This is a genomic window from Micromonospora sp. WMMD708 (assembly GCF_049315245.1).
GTDB classification, from domain to species: domain Bacteria; phylum Actinomycetota; class Actinomycetes; order Mycobacteriales; family Micromonosporaceae; genus Micromonospora; species Micromonospora wenchangensis.
Window position 1 is genome coordinate 5,807,180 of the sequence record NZ_CP186060.1, and the last position, 11,233, is coordinate 5,818,412.

Consider the following 11,233-nt stretch of genomic DNA (forward strand, 5'->3'; position numbering starts at 1 on the left):
CATGGCGGCGGAAAGCACTGACCTCGACCGGATGCGCGACCAGGCTCGACGCTGGCTCGACGACGACCCCGACCCGGCCAGCCGGGACGAGCTGCGGGCCGTGCTCGACCGGCTGCCGGCCAGCGCGCCGGAGCTGGCCGACCGGTTCGCCGGCCCGCTGACCTTCGGCACGGCCGGGCTGCGCGGCCCGCTGCGCGCCGGGCCGAACGGCATGAACCTCGCGGTGGTCACCCGGGCGGCGGCCGGGCTGGTCGGCTGGCTCGCCGCCGAGGGCGGCGAGGGTCCGCTGGTCATCGGGTACGACGCCCGGCACGGTTCCCGGGAGTTCGCCGAACGCACCGCCCGGGTCGCCACCGGCGCGGGCCGGCCGGCGCTGCTGCTGCCCCGGCCGCTGCCCACCCCCGTGCTGGCCTACGCGGTGCGCAGGCTCGGCGGGGTGGCCGGGGTGATGGTGACGGCCAGCCACAACCCGCCGCAGGACAACGGCTACAAGGTCTACCTGGGTGCCCAGCTCGGTGGGGCGCTCGGCGCGGGGGCGCAGATCGTGCCGCCCGCCGACGCCGGTATCGAGGCGGCCATCCGGGCGGTCGGCCCGCTGGCGCAGGTGCCGTTGGGGCCGCCCGGCCAGGTGCTCGGCGACGACCTGGTCGCCGCGTACGTGGAGCGGGCCGTCGCGGTGATCGCCCCGGGCGGGCCGCGTGACCTGCGGGTGGCGTACACCCCGTTGCACGGGGTGGGGGCGGCGGTGCTGACCGCGGCCTTCGCCCGGGCGGGTTTCCCGACCCCGGGGGTGGTGCCCGACCAGGCGGAACCGGACCCGGCCTTCCCCACCGTCAGTTTCCCCAACCCGGAGGAGCCCGGCGCGATGGACCGGTTGGTGGCCCTCGCCCAATCCACCGACGCCGACCTGGCGGTCGCCAACGACCCGGACGCCGACCGCTGCGCGGTGGTGGTCCGCGAGCCGGCCGGCACCGGGACGGGATGGCGGATGCTCCGCGGGGACGAGGTGGGGGTGCTGCTCGCCGACCATCTGATGCGCCGTGGCGTCGACGGCCTGTACGCGACCACGATCGTGTCGTCGTCCCTGCTGCGGGCGATGTGCACGGCCCGGGGCCGGGCGTACGACGAGACGCTGACCGGGTTCAAGTGGATCGTCCGGGCGGGGGGCGGGACGCCACCGCTGGCATACGGCTACGAGGAGGCGCTCGGCTACTGCGTGGCCCCCGACCACGTACGCGACAAGGACGGCATCACCGCCGCGCTGACCGTCGCCGAGCTGGCCGCCGGGCTGAAGGCGCAGGGGCGCACGCTGACCGACCGGCTGGACGAGCTGGCCGCCGAGTTCGGCGTGCACCACACCGACCAACTGTCGGTCCGGGTGGACGACCTGCGGATCATCGCCGACGCGATGGCCCGGGTCCGGGCGGCCACCCCGACCACGCTGCTCGGTGCGCCGGTCACCGAAGCGCAGGATCTGCTGCCCGACGCCGACGTGGTGATCCTGCGGACCGCCGCCGCCCGGGTGGTGATCCGTCCGTCGGGTACCGAGCCGAAGCTCAAGGCGTACCTGGAGGTGGTGGAACCGGTCGCGGAGGGGGACGTGCCGGCGGCCCGGACCCGGGCGGCGGCGGCGCTCACCACGCTGCGCGCCGAGGTCGCCACCGCCCTCGGCATCTGACCCCGGCCCGCCGCGTCTCATGCCGCGCGGTTCGCCGCGCGGCGAGCGCATGATCAACTCAATGTCGCCGATATAGCGGTATCCGGACGGGGTGGATACCGCTATATCGGCGACATCGTGCGGCCTTATCCAACGAATCGGCCGACCGCGATAGGGCGGTCTCGGCCGGGGTGCGGTGCGCCCGGCCATGCGGTCAACCCGATGTGGGTTAAATAGCGGTATCCGCGCCCGGGGATACCGCTGTATCGGTGACATGGCGCAACTCTTCCCCGAATTCGCCCGATCCCACCCCGGGTTGGTTAGGCAGCCTGCCGAGGGTGGCGGGGCAGGGCACGGTAGGGCCAGCGACCTGGGACCAACAGCGGCATCACCGGGTGTCACCTCTTGCACACCAACCGCTTGGGTGATTAGCATCAGCGCATCGATCTCGCCATTTCCTGACGTCACCGGCATGCGTTCTCTCTGATGTTGCATCGGCGGCGATCCGTTGTTTCATTTCAGCCGGAAAGGTGTTGCACGGTGCGTGAAACAAACAGTTCGACCGTGCCACGACGGCAGCTCGGCAGGCTGCTCACCCAATTGCGGGAGGATGCCCGGCTGAGCATCGAAGCAGCGGCCGGAGAGCTGGACTGCTCACGACAGAAGCTCTGGCGCATCGAGCGGGGCCTCACGTCGGCCAAGACGCCTGACGTCCGGGTGCTCTGCGAGCTTTACCGGGCCACCCCCGACCAGACGAGCGTGCTGCTGGGGCTGGCCGAGGTGAGCCGGGCCGAGGGGTGGTGGCACGCCCACGGGAGTGCCGTGCCGGCCTGGTTCTCGCTCTACGTCGGCCTGGAGAACGTCGCCAGCAGCATTCGTCATTACAACGCCGAACTGGTGCCAGGGCTGTTGCAGACCCCCGGCTACGCCACCGCGCTCTTCCGGCACAACCGGCCCGAACTGGGCGAGGAGGAGCAGAAGAGAGCGGTGAGCTTCCGCCTCCAGCGGCAGGGGCTGCTGGCCCGGCGGCTCCCACCGGCCCCCACGCTGACGGTGATCCTCAGCGAGGCGGTGCTGCGCCGCCCGGTGCCGGGCCGGTCGGTGATGACCGACCAGCTCCGGCACCTGGTGGCCGTCGGCGAGCGGCACAACATCATGGTCCGGGTGTTGCCGCTGGCCGCCGGGCCGCCACTGGCCGCCGAGGCCGGCACCTTCGTGCTGCTCGATTTCCCGCCCTCGGCGCTCGGCAGCCCGAGCGAGCCGCCGACCGTCTACGTCGAAGGGCTCACCGGCGCGCTCTACCTCGACCAGCCGGCGGAGATCGCCGCCTACGAGCGGGTCTGGAAGGGGCTGGATTCCCTCGCCCTCGACGCGGGACAATCGACCGAGCTGATCGACGCGATCCGGGGAGAGTGCCATGAGTGACCTGACCGGCGCCCGCTGGCGCACCAGCACCCGCAGCGGCACCAACGGCGGCGACTGTGTCGAGGTGGCCGACAACCTCCCCGGCATCATCGGCATCCGGGACAGCAAGGACCCGACCGGCCCGGCCCTCACCGTCCCACCCACCGCCTGGTCCGCCTTCGTCACCGACCTCAAGGCCCACCGGATCGCCCCCTGACGGCACGACAATCGACCGAGCTGATCGACACGAATCGGGGAGAGTGCCATGAGTGACCTGACCGGCGCCCGCTGGCGCACCAGCACCCGCAGCGGCACCAACGGCGGCGAGTGCGTCGAGGTGGCCGACAACCTCCCCGGCATCATCGGCATCCGGGACAGCAAAGACCCGACCGGCCCGACCCTCACCGTCCCACCCACCGCCTGGTCCGCCTTCGTCACCGACGTCAAGGCTCACCGGCTCACCCCATGACGGCGGTCCGGTCAGCCCACGGTGCGCCTGCGGAACCGGTCCACATGGCGGTCAGCCCACGGTGCGCTTGCCGAGCGCCTGGTCGACGGCCTGCCCGAGGGCGGTGACCACCAGGGCCACCGACGGGCGGACCACCGACTCCTCCAGGCTGATCGTGCCGGAGAAGCCGGCTCCGCCCGCGATCTCCTCCAGCCGACGCCGGGCGTCCTGCGCGGCGCTGCCGGTCAGGCCGAGCGCCGGCTCCATCCGCAGCACCGCCACCAGCGTCGCCAGCGCGGCCGTCCGCTCGTCGGGAAGCTGCTCGCCGCCCAACGCCTCGGCCAGCCGCCGCCGGCTGTCCTGCTCCACCGACGGGTCGGTGGTCGGGTAGCGGTGCACCACGATGAAGTCCAGCTCGGTCTCCTCGACGTCGCGCACCACGCCCCGCTCGACGAGGTCGCCGAGGATGCGGTCACGCAGGCCGTGCCGCAGCCGCTGCACCCAGGAGGAGGGGCTGTGCGGGGTGTCGGCGGCCATCCGGCCCAGCACCCCGTCCAGGATCGGTTCGCCGACCGGCGTCGGGTCGGTCACCGCCAGGTTCCCATCGACGTACGCGATCCGGCCGGCAAGGGCCAGCTCGACCAGGACGGCGGCGGCCATCCCCAGGTCGAGGCTGATCCGGGGCATGGTCGCCTTGCCGGTCTCATCGTCATACGCGAGGAGCAACAACTCCTCCGCCAGCGCAACACCAGTCATGGCCCGAGACGGTAGCGCCTGAACGCACCCCGCGCTCACCGACTCGCTCTGGGTGGGAAGGCGACCCCCACGGCCGACCCGACCACTCCCCCACGACCTGCCGGCCGGCCGCCTGCCCACGCCGGTCGCACCGGCGGCGGGCAGGTCAGTAGCACCGGCGGCGGGCAGGTCAGAAGCGCGGCATTCCGCCGAACTGGCGGTCACCGGCGTCGCCGAGACCGGGAACGATGAACATGTTGTCGTTCAGCCCCTCGTCGATCGACGCGGTGACCAGCCGCAGCGGCAGGCCCGAGCGTTCCAGTCGGGCGATGCCGACCGGCGCGGCGAGCACGCAGAGCACGGTGATGTCGGTGCAGCCCCGGTCGGCGAGCAGCCGGCAGCAGTGCTCCAGCGAACCACCGGTGGCCAGCATCGGGTCGAGCACCAGCACCGGCAGGCCGGCGAGGTCGCGGGGCAGCGACTCCATGTACGCACGCGGCTCGTACGTCTCCTCGTCGCGGGCCAGGCCGACGAAGCCCATCGACGACTCCGGCAGCAGCCCGAGCGCCGCGTCGGCCATCCCGAGGCCGGCCCGCAGCACCGGCACCAGCAGTGGCGGGTTCGCCAAGCGGGTCCCCTCGGCACCGGTGACCGGGGTCTGCACCGGGTACTTCTCGACGGGGAAGGTGCGCGCGGCCTCGTACACCAGCATGGTGGTGAGTTCGTGCAGCGCGGCCCGGAACGACGACGAGTCGGTCCGGGCGTCCCGCATGGCGGTCAGCCGGGACTGGGCGAGCGGGTGGTCAATGACGTGTACGTCCACGATCGCTCAACCTACCGGTCCCGGTCGGCCCGCAGTACGGGTGCGCGGCGGGCGGCGACGTCGCTCACCCCCGGCCCGGTGGGTCAGCCCGGTCACCCCGAGGCGCTGTGACCAGGATCACCCGACTCGCGGCTGCGTAGTATTCGGGGCATGACGGCGACAACGACGTCGGCCCGGTCGGACCTGTCCGAGCTGGGGCGATCCGAGACCGCTTTGCGGACCTTCCTGCACGGCCTGCCCGGGGTGGACCAGGTCGGCGCGGAGCAGCGGGCGGCACAGCTCGGCACCCGCTCGATCAAGACCACCGCCAAGGCGCAGGCGATCGACCTGGCCATCCGGATGGTCGACCTGACCACCCTGGAGGGGGCCGACACCCCGGGTAAGGTGCGCGCCCTGGCCGCCAAGGCGCTGCGGCCGGACCCGGCCGACCCGACCTGCCCACACGTCGGCGCGGTCTGCGTCTACCCGGCGATGGTGCCGCACGTGGCCGAGGTGCTGCGTGGCAGCGCCGTGCACCTGGCCAGCGTGGCGACCGCGTTCCCGTCCGGACAGGCGCCGCTTGACGTCAAGCTGGCCGACACCCGGGCGGCCGTCGCCGCCGGGGCCGACGAGATCGACATGGTGATCAACCGGGGCGCGTTCCTGGCCGGCCGCTACGCCGAGGTCCACGACGAGATCGTGGCCACCAAGGAGGCCTGCGGGGACGCCCACCTCAAGGTGATCCTGGAGACCGGCGAGCTGGCCACCTACGACAACGTCCGGCGGGCCTCCTGGCTGGCGATGCTGGCCGGCGGCGACTTCATCAAGACCTCCACCGGCAAGGTCCCGGTCGCCGCGACCCTGCCGGTGACCCTGGTGATGCTGGAGGCGGTCCGCGACTTCCGGGCCGCCACCGGGCGGCAGGTCGGCGTCAAGCCGGCCGGCGGGATCAAGAACACCAAGGACGCGATCAAGTACCTGGTGATGGTCAACGAGACCGTCGGCAGCGACTGGCTGGACCCGGACTGGTTCCGGTTCGGTGCGTCCAGCCTGCTCAACGACCTGCTCATGCAGCGCACCAAGCTGACGACCGGCACCTACTCCGGTCCCGACTACTTCACCCTGGACTGAGCATGATGTTCGAATACGCCCCTGCGCCCGAGTCGCGCGCGATCGTCGACATCAGGTCGTCCTACGGGCTGTTCATCGACGGCGAGTTCGTCGACGGCGAGACCCTCGACAAGACGGTCAACCCGGCCACCGAGGAGGTGCTCGCCGAGGTCACCTGGGCCGGCACCCGGGACGTCGACCGCGCGGTCCGCGCCGCCCGCAAGGCGTACGACAAGGTGTGGGGTCCGATGCCGGGCCGGGACCGGGCCAAGTACCTGTACCGGATCGCCCGGATCGTCCAGGAACGTTCCCGCGAGCTGGCGGTGCTGGAGTCGCTGGACAACGGCAAGCCGATCCGGGAGTCCCGGGACGTCGACCTGCCGCTGGTCGCCGCGCACTTCTTCTACTACGCCGGCTGGGCCGACAAGCTGCCGTACGCCGGATTCGGCGCGGACCCGCAGCCGGTCGGGGTGGCCGCGCAGGTCATCCCGTGGAACTTCCCGCTGCTCATGCTGGCCTGGAAGGTCGCACCGGCGCTCGCCGCCGGCAACACGGTGGTGCTCAAGCCGGCCGAGACCACCCCGCTGACCGCGCTGCTGTTCGCCGAGATCTGCCAGCAGGCCGACCTGCCGGCCGGCGTGGTCAACATCGTCACCGGCGCGGGCGACACCGGCCGGGCGCTGGTGGAGCACCCGGTCGTGGACAAGGTCGCGTTCACCGGCTCCACCGAGGTGGGCAAGGCCATCGCCCGGTCGGTGGCCGGCACCGGCAAGAAGGTCACCCTGGAACTGGGCGGCAAGGCCGCCAACATCGTCTACGACGACGCGCCGGTCGACCAGGCCGTCGAGGGGATCGTCAACGGCATCTTCTTCAACCAGGGCCACGTCTGCTGCGCCGGTTCCCGGCTGCTGGTCCAGGAGAACGTCGCCGAGCAGGTGCTCGACGCGCTCAAGCGGCGGATGGCGCTGCTGCGCGTCGGTGACCCGCTGGACAAGAACACCGACGTGGGGGCGATCAACTCGGCCGCCCAACTCGCCCGCATCCGGGAGCTGTCCGACGCCGGGGCCGCCGAGGGCGCGCAGCGCTGGTCGCCGCCGTGCGAGCTGCCCGACCGGGGGTTCTGGTTCGCGCCGACCGTCTTCACCGGGGTCACCCAGGCGCATCGGGTGGCCCGCGAGGAGATCTTCGGCCCGGTGCTGTCCGTGCTGACCTTCCGCACCCCGGCCGAGGCCGTGGAGAAGGCCAACAACACGCCGTACGGGCTGTCGGCCGGGATCTGGACCGACAAGGGCTCGCGCATCCTGTGGACCGCCGACCGGCTGCGCGCCGGGGTGGTCTGGGCCAACACGTTCAACAAGTTCGACCCGACCTCGCCGTTCGGCGGTTACAAGGAGTCGGGTTACGGCCGCGAGGGTGGCCGGCACGGGCTGGAGGCGTACCTCAATGTCTGAGCGGGTCGCGGTACGCAAGACGTACAAGCTCTTCATCGGCGGGAAGTTCCCGCGCAGCGAGTCGGGACGGTCGTATCTCGTGCAGTCCTCGAACGTGTCACTGGCCTCCCGTAAGGACGCGCGGGACGCCGTCGTCGCCGCCCGTGCCGCCGTGAAGGGCTGGGCCGGCGCGACCGCGTACAACCGGGGTCAGATCCTCTACCGGGTGGCCGAGATGCTGGAGGGCCGGCGCGAACAGTTCGTGGCGCTCGGCGTCCCCGGCGACGAGGTGGACGCGGCGGTCGACCGCTGGGTCTGGTACGCCGGCTGGGCCGACAAGCTCCCCCAGGTGTACGGCGGCGCGAACCCGGTCGCCGGGCCGTACTTCAACCTGTCCGCGCCCGAGCCGACCGGGGTGGTGGCCGTGGTGGCCCCCGAGGCCCCGGCGCTGCTCGGCCTGGTCAGCGTGATCGCCCCGGCCATCGTCACCGGCAACACGGTGGTGGTGGCGGCCTCCCCGTCGGCTCCGCTTGCGGCGGTGACCCTGGCCGAGGTGCTGGCCACCTCGGACCTGCCCGGCGGGGTGGTCAACCTGCTCACCGGCCGGATCACCGAGACCGCGCCGACGCTTGCCGCGCACCTGGACGTCAACGCGATCGACCTGGCCGGGGTGGCCGATGCCGAGCTGGCGACCGACCTGGAGGCCAGGGCGGCGGAGAACCTCAAGCGGGTGCTCCGGCCGGTCCCGGCCGACCACGACTGGACGGGCGACCCGGGCGTGGGCCGGATGACCGCGCTGCTGGAGACGAAGACGGTCTGGCACCCCAAGGGAGTGTGATCACGGGTGTCCTGCCCCCGGAGGGGTTCTACTACCGGGGGTAGGATTACCTGGTGACTCGGTTGGGCGATCTTGAGCGGGCGGTGATGGACGTGCTCTGGGACGGGGTCCCGGGCACGTCGGACGGGGTGACCGTGCGCGAGGTCGCCGAGGCGCTGGACGGGCGCGAGTTGGCGTACACGACGGTGATGACCGTGCTGGACCGGCTCGCCGGCAAGGGCATGGTGCAGCGCGAACGCGAGGGGCGGGCCTGGCGCTACCGGGCCGCCGCCAGCCGCGAGGCGCACATCGCCCAACTCATGCTCGACGCCCTCGACCTCGGTGGCAGCCGGGACGCCGCGCTGGTGCGTTTCGCCCGCTCGGTGACCGGCACCGAGGCCGAGGTGCTGCGGGCGGCGCTCGGCGCGGAGGCGGGGCTGACCGGCCCCGCCCCGGCCGGACCCGACGCCGGGTCGACCGGGGCCGGGCTGACCGACCGGGTCGGGGACCCGCGCGCCGGCCGGGCCAGGGCCGTCGACGAGGCCACGGACCGGTAGGGCGACCGCCGTGGCGTACGCCGTGCACTTCGCCGGGGCGGTCCTGGCCTGCTGGCTGACCGCCCAGGTGCTGGCCCGCGCCACCTGGACGTGGCGGGCCCCCCGGGTCGCGATCGTCTGCTGGCAGGCGGTCGGCCTGGCGCTCGGCCTGTCCGCGATGGGCCTGCCGATGGCGCTGGGGTTGGTCGCGTACGACCGGCCGACCGGCGGGGCGCTGCTGGCCCTCGCCGACGACCTGACCCACGGCACCCTGCCGGCCGGGGTGACCGCCGTCCACCTGGGCCTGGTGGGGGTCGGTTTCGGCATCGGTGCGGTGCTGCTCGGCACCACCGTCCGCAGCGTGCACTCCACGGTGCGGGCCCAGCGCCGGCACCGGGACCTGCTCACCCTGGTCGCCCGCCGGGACCCGGCGATCCCCGGCGCGCTGGTGCTCGACCATCCCGGCGCGGCCGCGTACTGCCTGCCCGGGGTGCGGCCCCGGGTGGTGGTCAGTGCCGGCACCCTCAGCCTGCTGGACCGGGCCGAGTTGGCGGCGGTGCTCGCCCACGAGCGGGCGCATGCCCAGGAGCGGCACGACCTGGTGCTGTTGCCGTTCACCGCGTTGCGCCGGGCGCTGCCGTGGTTCCGCTGGGTCGGTGCCGCCCACGAGTGGGTTGCCCTGCTGGTCGAGATGCGGGCCGACGACAAGGCCCGGGCGCTGCACGCGGAGGCTCCGCTGGCGGGTGCGCTGCGCCGGTTCGCCGCCGCCGGGCACCGGATCGCCCCGGCCGGCACGCTCGGTCTCGGTGACCGGGACCTCGACGTGCGGGTGCAGCGGCTGCTGGTCGCGGACCGGCCGCCCCGGCTGCTGGGGGCCGCCGCGCTGGCGGTGACGACCACCCTGGCCGCTCTGCCGATCTCGCTGTTCCTGAGCTGAGGCCCCGCTGACCGGGCGACGGTTCCGCACGCACCTATAGGTAGGCAAGCTACGTGTAGCATCGCTACGACAAGCGGGACTACCTCCGGAGAGGTCCATGGACACGCTGCTCCTCGCGCGCCTCCAGTTCGCCACCACCACCTCGATCCACTTCCTCTTCGTGGCGGTCACCCTCGGCCTGGTCACCCTGCTGGTCGGCCTCCAGACCACCTGGGTGCTGACCGGGGACCCGAGGTGGGAGCGGCTGACCCGGTTCTGGGGCCAGCTCTACGTGATCAACTACGTGCTCGGCATCGCCAGCGGCCTCGTGCTGGAGTTCCAGTTCGGACTGAACTGGAGCGGGCTGTCGCGCTACGTCGGCAACGTCTTCGGGGCCCCGCTGGCGATCGAGACGCTCGTCGCGTTCTTCCTGGAGTCGACGTTCCTCGGCATGTGGATCTTCGGCTGGCACCGACTGCGCCGCGGCGTACACCTGGCGCTGCTCTGGGGGGTCGCGCTCACCGCGTACGCCTCGGCCTTCTGGATCATGGTGGCGAACGCCTGGCTCCAGCACCCGGTCGGCTACCGGGTGGACGACGGGGTCGCCCACCTGACCGACTTCGGGGCGCTGCTCACCAACCCCACCCTCGGCATGGCGCTGGGCCACGTGGTCGCCGCCAGCCTGCTCACCGGTGGCATGCTGATGGCCTCGGTCAGCGCCTGGCACCTGATCCGGCGGACCGCCGACGTCGCCCTGCACCGCACCGCGCTGCGGATCGGGCTGGTCACCGCCGCCCTGTCGGTCAGCCTGGTACAGGGGTTCGGCTTCGCCCAGTTCGGGCCGGTCGGCGAGCTGCAACCCACCAAGTTCGACGCCGGCCCGGCCGCCGACGCCCGGATCGCCGAGTGGACCACCCGGTTCGGCCCCGGTGACTACACCCCACCGGTGCTGTCCAACGTCGGGCTCGGCTTCATGATCCTCATCGGGTTCACCCTGGGCTGCGTCTGGCTGCTGCTGCCGCTGCTCTGGCGGGACCTGGTGATCCGGCTGCGGTTCCCGCTCTGGCTCGTCCTGATCGCCCTGCCGCTGCCGCTCGTCGGGGTGATCCTCGGCTGGCTCGCCCGGGAGGTCGGCCGGCAGCCCTGGGCCGCGTACGGGCTGCTCCCCACCGACCAGGCCGTCTCCCGCGTCGACCCGGGCCTGATGCTCACCTCGCTGATCGGCTTCAGCCTGCTGCTCGGCGCGCTCGCCGTCACCAACTGGACGCTGCTCGCCCGGCACGCCGCCCGGGGCGCGGTCGACCCGGCGCTCGGCCGCCCGCCCGGCACGCCCGACGACGCGCTCCGGCCCACCCCCGCCTTCGTCTGACAGGACCCA

Annotated in this window: 12 protein-coding genes; 10 read left to right on the top strand and 2 right to left on the bottom strand. The window is 72.8% G+C overall.

Features of this window, described 5'->3' with window-relative positions; genetic code table 11:
• Position 1: 1 nt before the first annotated feature.
• The 4 genes from ACN260_RS25490 (at position 2) to ACN260_RS25505 (ending at position 3,530) form a co-directional block, all read left to right on the top strand.
• The gene (locus tag ACN260_RS25490; protein WP_422753406.1) at positions 2 to 1,678 is read left to right on the top strand and encodes a phospho-sugar mutase; all 1,677 of its coding nucleotides are present in this window, start codon (positions 2 to 4) and stop codon (positions 1,676 to 1,678) included.
• Positions 1,679 to 2,221: 543 nt separating this feature from the next.
• Positions 2,222 to 3,082 carry a helix-turn-helix domain-containing protein gene (locus ACN260_RS25495; RefSeq protein ID WP_422753407.1) on the top strand — a complete coding sequence of 287 codons (861 nt, stop codon included), beginning with the start codon at positions 2,222 to 2,224 and terminating at the stop codon, positions 3,080 to 3,082.
• Positions 3,075 to 3,278, top strand: coding sequence for a DUF397 domain-containing protein (locus tag ACN260_RS25500; RefSeq protein WP_422753408.1), 204 nt, complete (start codon positions 3,075 to 3,077; stop codon positions 3,276 to 3,278). The genes ACN260_RS25495 and ACN260_RS25500 overlap by 8 nt, the downstream gene beginning before the upstream one ends.
• 48 nt (positions 3,279 to 3,326) lie before the next feature.
• Entirely contained in the window at positions 3,327 to 3,530 is a 204-nt protein-coding gene (locus tag ACN260_RS25505) for a DUF397 domain-containing protein (protein WP_422753409.1), read from the top strand.
• Positions 3,531 to 3,581: 51 nt separating this feature from the next.
• Here ACN260_RS25505 and ACN260_RS25510 read toward each other — a convergent pair whose 3' ends face one another.
• Positions 3,582 to 4,265, bottom strand: a complete 684-nt coding sequence (locus ACN260_RS25510) for a GOLPH3/VPS74 family protein (protein ID WP_422753410.1) — start codon at positions 4,263 to 4,265, stop codon at positions 3,582 to 3,584.
• A 169-nt stretch (positions 4,266 to 4,434) separates the two neighbouring features.
• On the bottom strand, positions 4,435 to 5,067 hold the full coding sequence (gene upp / locus ACN260_RS25515; RefSeq protein ID WP_208568623.1) for a uracil phosphoribosyltransferase: 633 nt from the start codon (positions 5,065 to 5,067) through the stop codon (positions 4,435 to 4,437).
• 150 nt (positions 5,068 to 5,217) lie between these two features.
• On the opposite strand from upp, the gene deoC reads away from it, so the two are divergent.
• The 6 genes from deoC (at position 5,218) to ACN260_RS25545 (ending at position 11,224) form a co-directional block, all read left to right on the top strand.
• Positions 5,218 to 6,177: a deoxyribose-phosphate aldolase gene (deoC, locus tag ACN260_RS25520; protein WP_422753411.1), complete on the top strand. Its 960-nt coding sequence runs from the start codon at positions 5,218 to 5,220 to the stop codon at positions 6,175 to 6,177.
• Between the two features lie 5 nt (positions 6,178 to 6,182).
• Positions 6,183 to 7,607 (top strand): aldehyde dehydrogenase family protein, encoded by a 1,425-nt coding sequence (locus tag ACN260_RS25525; RefSeq protein ID WP_422756825.1) that lies wholly within the window; start codon positions 6,183 to 6,185, stop codon positions 7,605 to 7,607.
• A complete protein-coding gene (locus tag ACN260_RS25530) occupies positions 7,600 to 8,424 on the top strand; it encodes an aldehyde dehydrogenase family protein (protein ID WP_422753412.1) in 825 nt (274 codons plus the stop codon). The genes ACN260_RS25525 and ACN260_RS25530 overlap by 8 nt, the downstream gene beginning before the upstream one ends.
• Positions 8,425 to 8,477: 53 nt before the next feature.
• Positions 8,478 to 8,960 carry a BlaI/MecI/CopY family transcriptional regulator gene (locus tag ACN260_RS25535; RefSeq protein WP_422753413.1) on the top strand — a complete coding sequence of 161 codons (483 nt, stop codon included), beginning with the start codon at positions 8,478 to 8,480 and terminating at the stop codon, positions 8,958 to 8,960.
• Positions 8,961 to 8,970: 10 nt separating this feature from the next.
• Positions 8,971 to 9,876, top strand: coding sequence for a M56 family metallopeptidase (locus ACN260_RS25540; RefSeq protein WP_422753414.1), 906 nt, complete (start codon positions 8,971 to 8,973; stop codon positions 9,874 to 9,876).
• 97 nt (positions 9,877 to 9,973) lie between these two features.
• Positions 9,974 to 11,224, top strand: a complete 1,251-nt coding sequence (locus ACN260_RS25545; RefSeq protein WP_422753415.1) for a cytochrome ubiquinol oxidase subunit I — start codon at positions 9,974 to 9,976, stop codon at positions 11,222 to 11,224.
• The last annotated feature ends 9 nt before the right edge of the window (positions 11,225 to 11,233 follow it).